Consider the following 15,221-nt stretch of genomic DNA (forward strand, 5'->3'; position numbering starts at 1 on the left):
CGCTCGGCAACGAACGCGCTTACTTCGCGGCGGCGAACCTCATTTTGTCTCGCGAGCTCGTTCATCGGGCCAACACTCGGGCTCGATCTACCACACGGCGCCGAAAGCGGCGATTCGTTTCCGCCGTAGCGGTTCCGGACCTCGCGTCCGCAAGCGAGAGTCGGCCTGCGTGACCCCGCGCCTCGCGGAGTCGGCGCGGCTTCAGCGCTCGTCGGCGCCGATGTCGATGCGCGCGCCGCTCGTGCGCGCGCCGCCGTCGATGTCGGTGGCGCCGCTCCGGCTGCCCAGATCGATGCCAGCGTCGACGGCGGGCGAGCCGCTCGCCAGGTGGAGGTCCGACGGGGGCCCGGCGAGGAGCGGGTCGACGAACCTCGCGTGCGGGTCGGAGAAGGCGCCCGCCGAGCTGCGGCTCGCGCCGAAGAAGATGTTGTTGTCGACGGTCACGTTCCTGTTGTTGCTGCCGCTGCTCACGTAGTCGTTCCCCGACGTGGCGCGGAGGATGTTGTTCTGGATGAGCACGCCGTTCGCGTTGTTCTGGAGGATGATCTCGCCGCCGGCGCCCTGGTAGAGCGTGTTGTTCAGCACCGCGATGTCCGCCGCGTTGCCCCTGCTCGTGTCGTAGCCGCCGATCATGATGTTGCCCTGGTAGCTCCGCGACACGAAGTTGTTCCGCACGGTGATGTTGCTGGTGGTCTTGCCCGCGTGCTCGCTGGCGATCTCGATGCCGATGTCGCTCGAGTCCACCTTGTTTCGCTCGATGACGATGTCCTTGCCGCCGTCGACGTAGATGCCGTCAGCCGACCGCTCGCCGTCGTACGCGGGGTTTCCGGCCGAGGAGATGTTGTAGACGATGTTGTCCACGCACACGCCGTCTCTCGCCTGGTCCGAGCCCGAGGGGCCGGTGCCCTCGAAGCCGATGAAGTCGATGCCGATGTTGTCGTTGTCGTGGACCGTGTTGCGCGAGACGACGAACTTGGTGACGTTGCCGTTGAGGACCATCGCCTCGCTCGATCCGAGCTTGCAGTCCCGGATCTCGTTTCCGTCGATGAGGAGATCGGTCATCGGCGTCGCGGACGTCCCGTAGAAGGCGATGCCGTGGGCGTCCTGGGAGCTCTCGATGTGGTGCACGAGGTTGTTGCGGATCTCGAGGAAGCTCGAGCTGCCGCTCACGCTGATGCCCATCGGCGTGTCGCCGCTGCCCTTGAAGTTCTGCACCGTCATGCCGGTGACCTTGATGTAGTTCTTGCTGGAGATGTCGATACCGACGCCGCTCTTGCCGGTCCCGTCGAGGATCGCGCCGGCCTCGCCCTTGAGGGTGATGCAGCCGGCTGCGGCGGTGCCGCTCCTCGTGAAGGAGACCTTCTCGTTGTAGGTGCCCGCCTTGACGACGACGGTGTCGCCCGCGGCCGCCGCGTTGAGGCCGGCCTGGATCGTCCTGTGGTCGCCGCCCGATGGCGCGACGGTGATGGTCCTGCCGCTCGAGCGATCGCCGCACGCCCCGGCCACCGGGCTGGGGGTGAGGTCGGGGTCGGAGGTGGAGCCGGCGTCGCCGCACACGGAAGGCGACCCGCCACCGCCGCACGTCTGGGCGCCAGAGCACGTTCCACAGCTCGCCACGGTGCGGGGGTCGCCGCAGCTGTCATTGGCGGAGAGCGGGCCGCAGCTCCTGGCGAGCCGCGAGCAGAGCTGCGCGTCGGTCTCGGGGACGCACTCGGGCGGCGGCCCGCTGGTGAGGGTGGCGTTGAGGACCAGCAGGTCGATGTCGGACGCGTCGGCGGTGCTCGTGGTTCCATAGCGGATCTTGAGCTTGCCGCCCGACACGAACCGAGCGTGCGGGGACGGGAGCGCGAGGGTGGCGGCGCTCCAGGCCCAGGACGAAGCGAACGCGTTGTCGCCGATCTTGACCCAGGTGCTGGTGCTGTAGTCCCAGGCGTCGAAGGTCCAGAGCATATCGGCCTTCGCGGGTCCTCGGTAGTTCACCGACAGGCTGAGCGCCGAGACGTCGGCGTCCGAGGCGCCGGCCGGCAATGCGTACTCGCACTGAGCCTGGCTGCCGGGGTTGAACTCGACATATTTGCTCCACGTATCGGCCGTGCCGCTCAGATCTTTCGTCGCCAGGGCCTGAGCGCCCTGGCCTCCGGTGGACCCCTTGAGGACGGTCAGCTTCGAGCAGGTCATCGTCGCGCTCGAGGCGAGCCCGGCGCCGAGCGTGTCGGGGTCGGACTCATCGGGTCCGCCTTGCGTCGCGCACGCGGGAAAGAGGCCGACGGCGAGCAGCAGGGCGCCGGGCGGAGCGTACCGATGCATCGTGGGAGTCATCCGGTTCTTGCGCGATCGGTTCATGGGTCGTGGTCCTCGTTGTTTGGCTCATGACGCTGGAGCCGCGTACACGACGCGTGCACCAGGTGCTTGGACGCGAGGACATTGCAAGCAGACGGCCATGACGCTCATCGTGGGGGAACGACGAGGCGATCACCTCGATGGCGCGATTCGATGGCTGGAGCGATCACGCGATCTTGCGCAGCGATCGTACGGTTGCGCACCGTTCGGACAGCCGTCGGTTCGCGAGGCGTCGGGGCGAGGGTAGTTTCACCACGAGCGAACAATGATGGCGACAGTGGATTTCCACCCTGTCAGATATTTCTGGCTGCGTGCAATCCAACCTGGGTCGGGTCGCCCGCCGGCAACCTGGGTCGGGTCGCCGACCGCAACCTGGGTCAGGGCGCCGGGTCGCCGCTCACCCAACCTGGGTCGGGTCCCCATCCGCTATAGCGACTGACAATCCGTTATAATAGACATGTTACATGACGGCGAAATGCTCGGAGTGGCCGCTCGCGCGGCTCGGGGTTCAACGGTGGTCGCACGCACCCTGAAGCTGGGCGCGTTCATGCGCCCGGTCAGCATTCACACCGGCGCCAGGCGCTACCCAGGGGCCTACCCGGACGCGAACTTCAACTTCGCGCACCTCAAGCGCTTCGCGCAACGCCTGGAGCAGGCTCGCTTCGACGCGTTCTTCATGGCCGATCACCTGGCCGTGTTGAACATGCCGCTCAACGCCCTCGTGCGCAGCCATACGGTCACGTCGTTCGAGCCGTTCACGCTGCTCTCCGCGCTCGCCGGCGCCACCGAGCACATCGGCCTGGTGGCAACCGCGTCGACAACGTTCGATCAGCCGTTCCACGTGGCCCGGCGCTTTGCGTCCCTCGATCACCTGAGCGGCGGGCGCGCCGGCTGGAACATCGTCACCACGGCGAACCCGGACGCAGCCCTGAACTTCGGGCTCACCGAGCACGTCGAGCACGACGAGCGCTACCGGCGCGCGCGCGAGTTCTTCGACGTGGTCACCGGGCTCTGGGACAGCTTCGCCGACGATGCGTTCGTGCGCGACGTCGAGGCCGGGATCTACTTCGACGCGGCGCGGCTGCATGTCCTGGATCACCGGGGCAAGCACTACTCCGTGCGCGGTCCCTTGAACATCGCGCGCCCGGTCCAGGGCTGGCCGGTGATCGTGCAGGCGGGCGCCTCGGAAGCAGGCCGGCAGCTCGCGGCCGAGACCGCAGAGGTCGTGTTCGCGGCCCAATCCACGCTGGAAGGCGCGCGCCGCTTCTACGCCGACGTCAAGGGCAGGCTGGAGCGCCTGGGCCGGCACCCCGACACACTCAAGATCTTGCCGGGCGCGCTGGTCGTCGTCGGGAATACCGTCCAGGAGGCGCAGGAGAAGCGCGCGCGGCTCGACAGCCTCGTGCACTTCGACAGCAGCGTCGCCTCGCTCTCGATCGCGCTCGGCTGCGACGCATCGCGGTTCGATCCGGACGCGCCGCTCCCCGAGATCCCGCCCACGAACGCCGGCCAGAGCGGGCGCGAACGCGCGATCGAGCTGGCGCGTCGAGAAGGGCTGACGGTGCGGCAGCTCGCGCAGCGCCTCGGCGGCTTCGGGGGGCTCGCGTTCGTCGGAACGCCCGGGACCATCGCGGACCAGATGGAAGAGTGGCTGGTCCAGAACGGCTGCGACGGCTTCAACATCATGTTCCCCTACTTGCCGGGCGGCCTCGACGACTTCGTCGATCGCGTCGTCCCCGAGCTCCAGCGCCGGGGCCTGTTCCGGCGTGAGTACGAAGGGCGAACGCTGCGCGAGAACCTGGGGCTCGCGCGGCCCCCCAACCGATTCTTCCCGACCCCCGCGCTGAGCGCTGAGCGCTGCCGGGGCGCCCGTTCGATAACCCGTCAGCTCCCCGACCGTCGCGCACGAGGAGAACGATGTCACGCGCTACAGTCACCTTGAAGACCCGAGACGGGCAAACCGAGGCCTCCGTAGCCGCAGATGCACAAACGAAGCCGATGGCTCCGTCCACCTTGCCCTCGAGTGCCCGGCCTGCAAGGGCAGGATGAAGCTCGTGCCCATGATCACCGAGCCGAGCAACATCGCCCGCTTCCGCACCGCGCTCGGTGAGCCGACCGACGTTCCAGGCCGCTCACCCAGCGCCGGGCCGACGTACGCCTCAGCGCATCACTCCACGCCTTGCGTAGCGCGCTCGTCCAGTAGCTGCACGCGCTGGTGATCTGTGTCGTCGTCCACCGCCACCCAAGGAGCCAGCGGATCGTACGCCGTGACACCCCAAACCGGCAGCGGTGCTCCTTGGCCAATTTCTGCAAGACCAGCTCGCTGGATTTCGTCGCCGGCGTCCGACAATCTGTAGCGGGCCTCTTTCATGAAGTTTTCAGGCTGATAGGGTTCGCTCTCCAGGGCGGCCTTGTCCCCATGGTGCCCGGCCCACTGGCGCAGCCGCATGGCAAGGAAGACGTCGCCGGTGTGGGTCAACCACTTACGCAACTCGTCTCCAGCCGATGAACGTCGAACAAACACGTTCACGGGCGTCGACCACTGTTTGTCGAGACACGAGAAGAGCAGCTCATCGAACCGAGATAGAGCCAGCGCGCGCCCGTCCATCCGAGGAAAGAATCCCGCCTGATAGGCGCTCAGCTCCACGAGGTCCTTACCCCATCGACCGGCGCGCCCCCCCTCGGCCGACAGAACAGGAGATCGACCGGACACCTTTCGCCAACAGCGCGCCATCTGCTGGACGCGCGTCAGAGAGAGAGCGCGCGCGTCGTCCTGACATCGGCGCGCGTCGGCCGGCGTCACGCGGATGCTTCCACACCCAAACCCAGCCTCCGTCGCGTCGCCCAGGATGACGATCTCTATATCCGGTTGCTCGGGCCGTTGGTGAAGTCTCCACGCGCAGAGACCCCACAGCGCCACCGCGTCGCTCCACAACCGCGACGTCCAAGCGACTACCCGCTTGCGCGACTGGACCGCCCCGAGCATCTCACGAAACGATGCACGAAATCGCGTTCCTTCCCGCCCACGAAATCCCCAGAAATCATAGCGCCGCTGACAGTGGACCTCGGGATCCGAGGCGCATGGCCCTACCAGCAAGTTATCGGGCACGAACGCCACAGGGACGCGAAGCCCGCGCCGGACCGCTTTCCCAATTTCCGCAGATGTAGCAATATGAATCATCTTCGGAACCTCAGAATTTGCAGCCGCGGCATACATCCGATGGAGAATCTCCGGCGTTACACCGTTCCCAGCAACGCTGACACACCGTCTTGCCGGCGCTCTTCCTTCGGCACGACGTCGGCCCATTATCGACACAATCCTGGTACTTATCGTCGCAATCCTTGTTCTCCGCACGCTGACAGCTTTCCCTACAGCTGCGATAATTCGCGTAAGCGCTATCACTGCATGCACTTCGCTGGGCTTCGCTCTCAGATTTGCCACACGCAACAGAAGCCGCATCGTAGTCCGCCTGGCACTTCTCGTTGCATGGGCTCTGGGTCGCGATGTTGCACTCTGGAGGAGGTGGTTCGATGCCCTGCGGCTCCAATACAGGCCCGAAGCCTCCCGACCCTGTCGGGCCGAACCCGTAACCGCCGACCCCTGTTGCGGTGATGATGATGCCGCCGGCGCCGCTTTCTCCCTCACTCCTGAGGTAGCAATCACCGACATCAAAGTTGCACCCAGCTAGACCGAAGCATAGAACAGCCAACAGCTTGTTCATTTAGAATCTCCCCCGAATCTCCAGATAGGCCCAGCAGCTACCATCACGACCACGCTGCCAGGAAGAACACGACTGCTCCCGCCAGCCCAGTCCACGTTGAGGCTCGTAGATGCCCCCAGACGCCCAGCGAAGTACCAGTCGGACTGTGCGCGCCCGCCTGGAGCAAGCCCCATCACGCGGTCACAGATCACGGCACCGCATACAGGCATCGAGTAGAGCGACAGGGATGGCCAAGGCTGACGTTGCCCGTTCTTGTGACGTACCCAACGGTAACCGCTGCTCGATCATAGACCCCTACGCGTGTCCCCGGAATGACGCTGAGCATGTTGTGAACTTCGACCCGGAAGTCCCTCTCTCTTCGCCAGAGCCAGCCGGCGAAGGGGCTCACGGCCAGCTTGGGTTCGGTCCCGACCTGGATCCGGCCCACGCTCACACCACCGCTGAATTCGAGTGCCTGCGCCGACGCCGGAACAAGGACGAGCGCACATACGCAGAGCAGGCAGACATTGCCGTGTGAGCGCACCGACATGGTGGATGTCCCCTGGCCGAGCCCCGACAGGCGCCGTGTGGGGGGCGCGAACATTTTTTCTGGGTGCGGTTCGGGCGTCAAAGAAAAGTTGAGAATCTCTGGCTAGTCGACGGAAGGCCGTTCGACCGTCCCGGGCGCACATGGGCATGCCCGCCGACGAGCTCGGGAGGGCCAGCTTCCGAGGTTTTTTGCAGCCTCATGGGGCCAGCTCGGGACGACGCGGTCGGGATCTGAGACGGGCTCCTTCCGAGGACGGCGCGGGTCGCCGTCGGAAGGAGACCGATGCCCTACCGAGAGCTGATCATGGTTGACATCAAGGAAATGCTCCGCCGTCGTGCGGCGGGGCAGAGCGCGCGTCACGTGGCGCGCGAGACGGGCGTCGATCGCAAGACGGTCGGCAGGTACTTCGAGGCCGCAGCGATGTTGCCACTGCCGCGCGATCGCGAGCCGACGGACGAGGAGATCCACACGATCGCCCAGCGCGTGCAGGCGCGCCCGGTGCTCGACGCGAGCGAGGAGTGGAAAGAGATCGGCGCGCATCGCGCACGCATCGAGGCCTGGCTCGCGCAGCCTCGACCGTTGAAGCTGGCGGTGTGGGCGGGCCTGGATGCCGCGTGGTGGTTCTTCGGCGCGATGGCGCGCGTGATCCTCCCGGACAACATGAAGGCCGTCGTGCTGCGCGCCGACGAGCTCGCCCCCCGTGCTCGTGCCGGCGTTCCTCGACTACACGCAGACACGCGGGCTGTTCGTGGATCCTGCGCGCGTCAGGTCGCCCAAGGACAAGGCGCGTGTCGAGAACCAGATCGCGTACGTGCGCGAGAGCTGGTTCGACGGCGAGTCGTTCTCGAGCCTCGACGAGGCGCGCGCGTCTGCTGTGCGGTGGTGCCGTGACGTCGCTGGAGCGCGAGTCCACGGCACGACACGCGAGGTGTTCGAGTCACGCGAGAAGGGCACCATGAAGCCGGCGCCGGCAGCGCCGTTCGACGTGCCGCACTGGACTGACGCGAAGGTGCACCCCGACCATCATGTGCAGGTCCTGCGGTCGCTCTACAGCGTGCCCACGCGCTACGTTGGCAGCACGGTGCGCGTCCGCGCCGACCGCGCGTCGGTCAGGATAGGTGCGTGTGCTCTCGTCCATCGGCACCTCCGGCGCCGGTTTCTAAGCGGCGCAGAGGCTCGAAGACAGGATGTGGTCCGCAGAACGCGTACGGGACTTCACGCAATGACTTTCCATGCAGCGTCACAGCTGCCTGTTGCCCTGAGACGGAGTTTTAGCTCACGCGCGAGCGGGTCCGTCGTTTCATCTACCTTCCACAGGCGAACCAGGGTCGGCTTGCCCCAACCACGGGGTCGCCGCCTGCGTTATGCGCTACGGCCGCGAGCGGACGCAGAGGACGTGCAGCGTGCTCTCCAGGGTAAAATTTGCCGTGACCGCGGTCGCCTCGGCGGTACCGGTGGCAAAGTCGAGCATCCAAGCCGAATTCGGGTCGGTGGCCTCGAGCGATGAGGTCCAGAAAATGATATGCCCGGACACCGCTGCTGGAAAGCTGGGAAAGGCGCTTTGGTCGATCCATGGACCATTTGGCTTTGAGTCGAAGATGAGAGCATGCAGCTCCTTCAAACTGGGAACTCGAAAACCACCCCCATCCAATTGCAACCCTGCACACATCGAAGCGGCATCCGCGTAAGTTTGCTTGCTCGTTGCTCGCGTCCAAGTGAGGCCGGTGCCCAAGTCCCTCGCCAAGTCAGGTGTGAGCTCGTAGCGACTGCCGTCGCTGTCGGGGACCCCTCCCCCGCGAACGCACCGCACCCTGTCCGGGCCCGCGCTGGTGGGCGATCGCACACGAAGGCCGCCATCACTGCCAAGGCGAAAGAGCCGCTCAGGGTTTCCCGACCAAAGTACAAATTCGCCGTCTATATCCGAAAAGGCCCCTGGGTCGAAGGAAGGAGGCTTTCTCTGTAGATCGAGCAAACTGACCCCTTCAATACGGGTGGGCAGTCGCCAATCACAGTGCCCGCCCAGGATGAGCTCAGCGCAGTATTCCGCAGCATGCTCATCTGTGAGTGAAACCGGCGCTGGTTGCCGCTGCCAGTCGAGTCCGGTGATCTCGTCGTGGGTGACCTCCTCGTCCACCCGATATTGAACGGAGTGGTCTTCCCCGGTCGAACCGGGCATCGGCCACCGCGCCATCTGGAAGAGAGCAGGATCGGAGGAGGAGCAGTTCTCGGTGCCGTCGCTCTCGGTGCCGTCGCTCTCGGTGCCGTCGCTCTCGGTGCTGTCGCTCTCGGTGCCGTCAGGGCTCTCGGGTGAGGTCGGATCCTGATCGGTACTGCAACTCTCCCTGCAGGTTTTCGGTGAACTCGCCTCCAACGAGTTGTCACAGCCCAGGATAGTGAACCCCAAGAAAAGGAAAGGGGCGGAAATTAACCGCCCCTGCCCTCGCCTTCTCTTCTTCTCATCAACGGATCGCATCAAGGTAGATTGAACCATTGGAAGGCGCATCCAAGTAGAAATCGACGCCGATTTCTCTGGCGGATAGCAAGAGCAAACGCGTTCCGCAAAGTCAAGACTCCCGGAGCCGTTCCTGACTCGTGCAGTCCGACTGTACGAGCTCATCGACAGGACGGGCCTTCTGCGATCAGGCAGGCCTTCCACTCGTGGCCAGACAACCATCCGCTGAAGCACAGAGAGCTGAAGATCACAGGGGGAGCGTGGGCTGACTTCGAGCTCTTCTCGGTTCGCTGAGTCCAGCCACCTCGGCTGGGATCGCGTGGGTCAGCTCAGGGCCGGGGTGAGCTTGGCCAGCTGTGCAACGCCCTCCTGGAGCGTGATCGCCCGCGTGCCGAAGCGTCCGGTGTAACTCGAGTCGTCCACGAGGTAAGGTTGTTCCCATTGTGGCAGCATCTCCACGATGCCACCCGCCGACCTGGAGAACAGGCCTGCCACGCGCAAGAGCCAGCGTCTGGCCACGATCGGGCGCACCGCCACGCGCATGGCATGGGCCACCGCTTGCACGAGCTCGCGCTGGCTCACGTGGATGACCGGCGCATGAAACACCCTGCCCTCCACGTCGTCGCCCGCGAACGCCAGCTTGATAAGGCCGTTCACCACGTCGTCGCGATGCGTGAAGGCGTGCGGCGCGTCGGGGTCGCCGATCAGCATCGGGCGCTTCCCGTTCTTGAGCCCGCGCAGGCCATCGCGCGTGAGCAGGGCGCTCGTGAGATCGGGCCCCCAGAAGTCGCTGGCGCGGAAGATCACCGCACGCAAGATGCCCGCGCGCTGCGCTGCGGTGTACATGTCGGCTATCTGCATGCGGATCTTACCTTTCTCGGTCTCGGCCGCATGGCGCGTGTCGGGCGAGAGCGGGCCCTCGCGCAAGGTGTACAGGTAGAGCGCGTCGAGCAGCACCAGGCGCACACCGGCACGGCTTGCACCCTCGATCAGGCCACGATGGAGCGGAGGCAAGGTCTCGGCCCAGACGTCGGCGTCGTAGGTGGCGGGATTGACCGCGGCGATCATGGCGCGCGCACCACGCGCGATCTCCGCGAGCGCCTCGCCATCGCGAGCGTCGACCGAACGGTGCTCCACGCCCATGGGCATGGAAGCGGGCTTCGTGCGGCTGCACCACGTGACCCGGTGGCCGTCTGCGGCCAGTTGCTCCACCAGGGGCGCGCCGATCTGGCCAGCGCCGACTACCACGATGTGCTTGGGGCTTTCCGTTTCGCTGCGCTTCGACATGGGAACCTCTCCTCGGTCCTCAACATGCCCTGCTCTCGACCATGCCGAAAATCGATTGTCGGCCTATCATGTATGCTTACAAAGCATGGATGCCCCCGTCGACCTCTTGCCCGCCCTGCTCGCCCTGCTCGAGACCGAGAGCGTCACGCTGGCCGCTCGCCGCATGCGCGTGGGCCAGCCCGCCATGAGTCGCACGCTCGAAAAGCTGCGCCAGGCCACGGGCGACGAGCTGCTCGTGCGCACGGGCAGAAAGCTCGTGCGCACCCAGCGGGCCAGCGAGATCTTGCCCGAGGTGCGTTCGCTCCTGGCGGGCGCCCAGCGCGTGCTCGGTCCACCCAGCGCGTTCGTTCCGCGCACGGCCCAGGGCGTGGTCACGTTCGCGTTCGGCGACGACATGCAGGCCGTCTTGGCGAGCCATTTGCTCGAACGCATGCGCGCGGCGGCGCCCGGGCTCGACATCCGCGTGCGTCCGCTGGTGCTCGAGAGCGCGCACGAGGCCGTGCGCGGCGTGGTCGATCTGGCGGTGCTGCCCGACCTGCGGGGGCAGGTTCGCATTCCCATGCTCGACGAGCTGGTGATGAGCGCGCAGTACACGCGCCGCTTCGTCACGGTCACACGCAAGCGTAAGAAGCTCACACTCGAAGCGTTCCTCGCGGCCGAGCACGCGCTGGTGTCGCCAGGCGGCGAAGAGGGCGGCTACGTGGACGACGCGCTGCGCGCCATGGGCAAGCGCCGGCGCGTGGCGGTGACGGTGCCGAGCTTTCAGGCAGCCATCACGCTCGTGCGTGAGTTGGATCTGGTCGCCACGCTGCCCGACGACATCGTGCGGGTGCTCGCTCCCAGTCTGCACCGCCAGGCCTGTCCCGTGAGCACGCCCGAGCTGCCCATGTGCGTGGTCTGGGCCCGGCGCTTCAACCAGGACGCGCGTCACCGCTGGCTGCGCGAGCTGGTGAGCGAGGTGGTGCGCGAGCTCGGCCGCGGCTTCCCCGGGAGCGCGGAGTGACGAGCGAGCGGCTTCGGACGGCGCCCCGCGGCGGGAGGTGCTACCCCCTCGCGCACCGTGAGCTCCCGCGTCCCGCAAGAGCAGCCCCCCGCACCGCCCGCCCCCGGCGGCCGGACCTCGTCCCCGCCCCCGTCCGGGAGGAGCCCGGTCCGCTTTCCCGAGGAGCTGCCCATCTCGGCGCGGGTGCGCGACATCGCCCGGGCCATCGAGGCGCACCAGGTCGTGATCGTCGCGGGCGAGACCGGCTCGGGCAAGACCACGCAGCTCCCCAAGATCTGCCTGGCCATGGGCCGCGGCCTCTCCGCCCGGATCGGCGTCACGCAGCCGCGCCGCATCGCCGCCACCAGCGTCGCCGCCCGCGTCGCCAAGGAGCTCGGCGTCGAGCTCGGCAAGGAGGTCGGCTACAAGATCCGCTTCTCGGACAGGACGAGCCCGGCCACCTACGTCAAGTACATGACCGACGGCATCGTCCTCGCCGAGATCCAGGGCGATCCGCGGCTCTCGGGCTACGACACGCTCATCATCGACGAGGCCCACGAGCGCAGCCTCAACATCGACTTCCTGCTCGGCTACCTCAAGCGCCTGCTGCCGAGGCGCCCGGATCTCCGCGTCATCGTCAGCTCCGCGACGCTCGAGACCGACCGGTTCGCGGCCTACTTCGACGGCGCTCCGGTCATCGAGGTCTCCGGCCGCACGTACCCGGTGGAGGTCATCCACCGCCGCCCGGAGAGCGGAGAGGCCGAGGTCGCCGACGCCGTCGCCGCCACGGTCGAGGAGATCACCTCGATCGATCCGCGCGGGGACATCCTCGTCTTCCTCCCCGGAGAGCGGGAGATCCACGACACCATGGCCGAGCTCACGCGCCACGGCCTGCCGCACACAACGCTGCTGCCGCTCTACGGGCGGCTCCCTCAGGGCGACCAGCAGCGCGTGTTCCAGTCCATGCCGGGGCGGCGGATCGTGCTCGCGACCAACGTCGCGGAGACGTCGCTCACCATCCCGGGCATCGTGTACGTCATCGACTCCGGGCTCGCCCGCGTCAACCGCTACAGCCCGCGCACGGGCGTCACCCAGCTCCAGATCGAGGCCATATCCCGCGCGAGCGCCGATCAGCGCAAGGGGCGCGCGGGCCGCGTGCAGAGCGGCGTGTGCTTCCGGCTCTACGACGAGCAGGACGACAGGGGGCGGCCCGCGTACACCGATCCGGAGATCCTGCGCGTCGGCCTCTCGGGCGTCATCCTCCAGATGAAGGCGCTCGGGCTCGGCGCCATCGAGGATTTCCCCTTCCTCGACGCGCCATCGAAGCGCGCCGTGGACGAGGGCTACCGGGTCCTCGAGGAGCTCGGCGCGCTCGACGACGCGAGCGAGCTCACGGACACCGGCAGGAAGCTCGCGCGGCTGCCGCTCGACCCGCGGCTCGGCCGGATGGTCCTGGGCGGCGAGAGCGAGGGGGCGCTCGCCGAGGTGCTGATCATCGCCGCGGCGCTCGGCGTGCAGGATCCGCGGGAGCGGCCGCTCGCCGCCCAGAAGCAGGCCGACGACGCGCACCGGAAGTTCAAGGACGAGGCCTCCGATTTCGTGGGGCTCCTGAAGCTGTGGAGCTTCTACCAGGACGCGCAGGGCCGGCTGACCCAGAACCAGCTCAGGAAGGCCTGCCGCGACCATTTCGTCTCGTACCTCCGCATGCGCGAGTGGGCCGACGTGCACCGGCAGATCAGCCGGATCACGAAGGAGATGGGGTTCTCGCCGAACGACGCGCCCGCGAAGGGCGACGCCATCCACCGCGCGCTCCTGCCCGGCCTGCTCAGCCGCATCGGCATGTGGAACCAGGAGAACAAGGTGTACCTGGGCGCCCGGCAGACGCGCTTCCAGCTGCACCCGTCGTCGGGCCTCGCGAAGAAGCCGCCCGCGTGGATCATGGCCGCCGAGCTGGTCGAGACGTCGCAGCTCTTCGCCCGGATGGCGGCGGCCCTCGATCCCGCGTGGATCGAGGCCGCGGCCGGGCCGCTCTGCAAGCGCAGCCACAGCGACCCGCACTGGGCCGCGAAGCCGGCGGCCGTGATGGCCCGGGAGCAGGTGACGCTGTACGGGCTGCCGATCGCGCGGGATCGACGGGTCGACTTCGGGGCGATCGACCCGAAGTCCGCGCGCCAGATCTTCCTCGTCCACGCGCTGGTCCGGCAGGAGTACGCGACGCGCGCGCCGTTCATGGAGGCGAACCGGCGGCTCTTCGAGGAGGTCAGCCGGCTGCGCGACAAGGCGAGGAGGAGCGAGATGCTGGCCGACGAGCACGCGCTCGAGCTCTTCTTCGACCGGCGCGTCCCCGAGGGCGTCTACAACGGCAAGACGTTCGAGGCGTGGCGGAAGGAGGCCGAGGCGGAGGACCCGCGGGCGCTCCACCTGTCGCTCGCCGACGTCCTGCTCGACGAGGCCGCGGAGCTCACGCCCGAGCGCTTCCCCGATTCGCTCGACCTCTACGGCGCCGCCGTGCCGCTCTCCTACCGCTTCGATCCGGGCGAGGACGACGACGGCATCTCCCTCTCGCTGCCGCTCGTGCTCCTGCCGCAGGCCGATCCCGACGAGCTCGAGTGGATGATCCCCGGGTGGCACGCCGAGAAGATCGCGCAGCTGCTCGAGTCGCTGCCGAAGTCGCTCCGCAAGGCGCTCGTCCCGCTCGCCCCCCTCCGCGAGGTCGCCCGGGAGATCGCGGCAGAGCTACGGCCGTTCCAGGGCCCGCTTCGGGCCGTCCTCGCACGCGCGGTCGAGGACCGCACCGCCGAGCGCGTGCCCGCCGACGCGTTCCGGCCCCAGGATCTGCCGCCGTACCTGCGCTTCTATTTCCGCGTGCTCGACGAGGACGGCCGGGTGATCGGCGAGGGGCGCGAGCTCCGGGAGCTCAAGGAGCGGCTGTCGGGCCGGGCGCGCGAGGCCTGGGCGAGGGTCGGCAAGGCGGGCCTGGAGCGGGACGGGCTCACGTCGTTCAGCATCGACGCGCTGCCCGAGCGCGTCCAGGTCGACGCCGGGCGCCACAAGGTGTTCGGCTACCCGGCGCTTGTCGACGGCGAGACGTCCGTGTCGGTGCGCGTGCTCGCCTCGAGGGCCGCGGCGGCCGAGGCGACGCGCGCCGGGCTGCGGCGGCTCCTCTTGCTGCAGCTCGGGGGCAAGATGAGCCAGCTCGAGCAGCCGCTGCGGAGCGCCGTGGCCGTGAGCGGCCTCGGCGCCAAGGTGGCCCCGGGCGAGCCAGGCCTCGCCCGGCAGATCGCGCTGCGCGCGCTCGACGAGGCGTTCCAGCTCGGCGATCCCGGCGCCTTTCCGAGGACGAAGGCCGCGTTCCAGGCGCGCCTGGACAAGGGCCGGGGGTCGCTGCAGGGCGTGCTCGGGAAGCTCGCGGGGCTGGCGCGGGAGATCGGCGTCGAGCTCGACCGCGTGCAGGCGATGCTCCGGTCGATGACGGGCAAGCCGGGCGCGTCGAGGCCGGCGCTCGACGACGTGCGCACGCAGGTCGACTTCCTGCTGCCGGTCGGGCTCTTCTCGCGCGCCCCGGTCGACCGGCTCGCGCACCTGCCCCGGTACCTGCGCGCCGCGCAGATCCGGCTCGAGCGGCTGCCCAACGGGCCGCAGAAGGACCAGAGCAAGGCCGCGCAGGTGCTGCCGTTCTGGCAGGACTACCTCAAGCACCAGCAGGGGCTGCGCGACAAGGGGGTGCCCGCGGAAGAGCTGGAGTCGTTCCGCTGGCTGATCGAGGAGCTCAGGGTGTCGCTCTTCGCGCCCGAGCTGAAGGCGGCGGTCCCGGTCTCGCCGCAGCGGCTCACGGAGCAGTGGAAGCGGCTGCTGGGATAGCGGCGTACGCCCGCTTGCCGTGACGCGCCCGCTCCAATGAGCGCTGGA

8 protein-coding genes and 1 pseudogene are annotated in these 15,221 nt (G+C 67.8%); 5 read left to right on the forward strand and 4 right to left on the reverse strand.

Features of this window, described 5'->3' with window-relative positions; all coding sequences use genetic code 11:
- Positions 1-201 precede the first annotated feature (201 nt).
- Complete coding sequence (locus tag WME97_RS33890) at positions 202-2,343, reverse strand: choice-of-anchor Q domain-containing protein (RefSeq protein WP_437543712.1); 2,142 nt, start codon at positions 2,341-2,343, stop codon at positions 202-204.
- A 544-nt stretch (positions 2,344-2,887) separates the two neighbouring features.
- Between WME97_RS33890 and WME97_RS33895 the strand changes: the two genes are divergently transcribed.
- Entirely contained in the window at positions 2,888-4,282 is a 1,395-nt protein-coding gene (locus WME97_RS33895) for an LLM class flavin-dependent oxidoreductase (protein WP_437555541.1), read from the forward strand.
- Positions 4,283-4,507: 225 nt separating this feature from the next.
- Here WME97_RS33895 and WME97_RS33900 read toward each other — a convergent pair whose 3' ends face one another.
- Entirely contained in the window at positions 4,508-4,987 is a 480-nt protein-coding gene (locus WME97_RS33900) for a hypothetical protein (protein WP_437543714.1), read from the reverse strand.
- Positions 4,988-6,873: 1,886 nt separating this feature from the next.
- Between WME97_RS33900 and WME97_RS33905 the strand changes: the two genes are divergently transcribed.
- Together WME97_RS33905 and WME97_RS33910 are read left to right on the forward strand one after the other, a co-directional pair.
- On the forward strand, positions 6,874-7,482 hold the full coding sequence (locus tag WME97_RS33905) for a helix-turn-helix domain-containing protein (protein WP_437543716.1): 609 nt from the start codon (positions 6,874-6,876) through the stop codon (positions 7,480-7,482).
- Between the two features lie 64 nt (positions 7,483-7,546).
- Positions 7,547-7,729, forward strand: a pseudogene (locus tag WME97_RS33910) (Mu transposase domain-containing protein); the annotation flags it as partial.
- A 231-nt stretch (positions 7,730-7,960) separates the two neighbouring features.
- On the opposite strand, the gene WME97_RS33915 reads toward WME97_RS33910, so the two are convergent.
- Complete coding sequence (locus WME97_RS33915) at positions 7,961-9,064, reverse strand: DUF1566 domain-containing protein (protein ID WP_437555542.1); 1,104 nt, start codon at positions 9,062-9,064, stop codon at positions 7,961-7,963.
- A gap of 303 nt (positions 9,065-9,367) precedes the next feature.
- Positions 9,368-10,330, reverse strand: a complete 963-nt coding sequence (locus tag WME97_RS33920; protein WP_437543719.1) for an NAD(P)H-binding protein — start codon at positions 10,328-10,330, stop codon at positions 9,368-9,370.
- An 85-nt stretch (positions 10,331-10,415) separates the two neighbouring features.
- Between WME97_RS33920 and WME97_RS33925 the strand changes: the two genes are divergently transcribed.
- Entirely contained in the window at positions 10,416-11,333 is a 918-nt protein-coding gene (locus WME97_RS33925; RefSeq protein ID WP_437543721.1) for a LysR family transcriptional regulator, read from the forward strand.
- 57 nt (positions 11,334-11,390) lie between these two features.
- Positions 11,391-15,173, forward strand: a complete 3,783-nt coding sequence (gene hrpA / locus WME97_RS33930) for an ATP-dependent RNA helicase HrpA (protein WP_437543723.1) — start codon at positions 11,391-11,393, stop codon at positions 15,171-15,173.
- The last annotated feature ends 48 nt before the right edge of the window (positions 15,174-15,221 follow it).

It is taken from the genome of Sorangium sp. So ce367 (assembly GCF_051520455.1).
GTDB classification, from domain to species: domain Bacteria; phylum Myxococcota_A; class Polyangia; order Polyangiales; family Polyangiaceae; genus Sorangium; species Sorangium cellulosum_B.

Excerpts from the sequence above, each read along its gene's own strand:
- WME97_RS33920 (WP_437543719.1), bottom strand. The coding sequence starts at position 10,330 with ATGTCGAAGCGCAGCGAAACGGAAAGCCCCAAGCACATCGTGGTAGTC.
- WME97_RS33895 (WP_437555541.1), top strand. The coding sequence starts at position 2,888 with ATGCGCCCGGTCAGCATTCACACCGGCGCCAGGCGCTACCCAGGGGCC.
- WME97_RS33925 (WP_437543721.1), top strand. The coding sequence starts at position 10,416 with ATGGATGCCCCCGTCGACCTCTTGCCCGCCCTGCTCGCCCTGCTCGAG.
- WME97_RS33905 (WP_437543716.1), top strand. The coding sequence starts at position 6,874 with ATGCCCTACCGAGAGCTGATCATGGTTGACATCAAGGAAATGCTCCGC.
- WME97_RS33890 (WP_437543712.1), bottom strand. The coding sequence starts at position 2,343 with ATGAACCGATCGCGCAAGAACCGGATGACTCCCACGATGCATCGGTAC.
- WME97_RS33915 (WP_437555542.1), bottom strand. The coding sequence starts at position 9,064 with ATGCGATCCGTTGATGAGAAGAAGAGAAGGCGAGGGCAGGGGCGGTTA.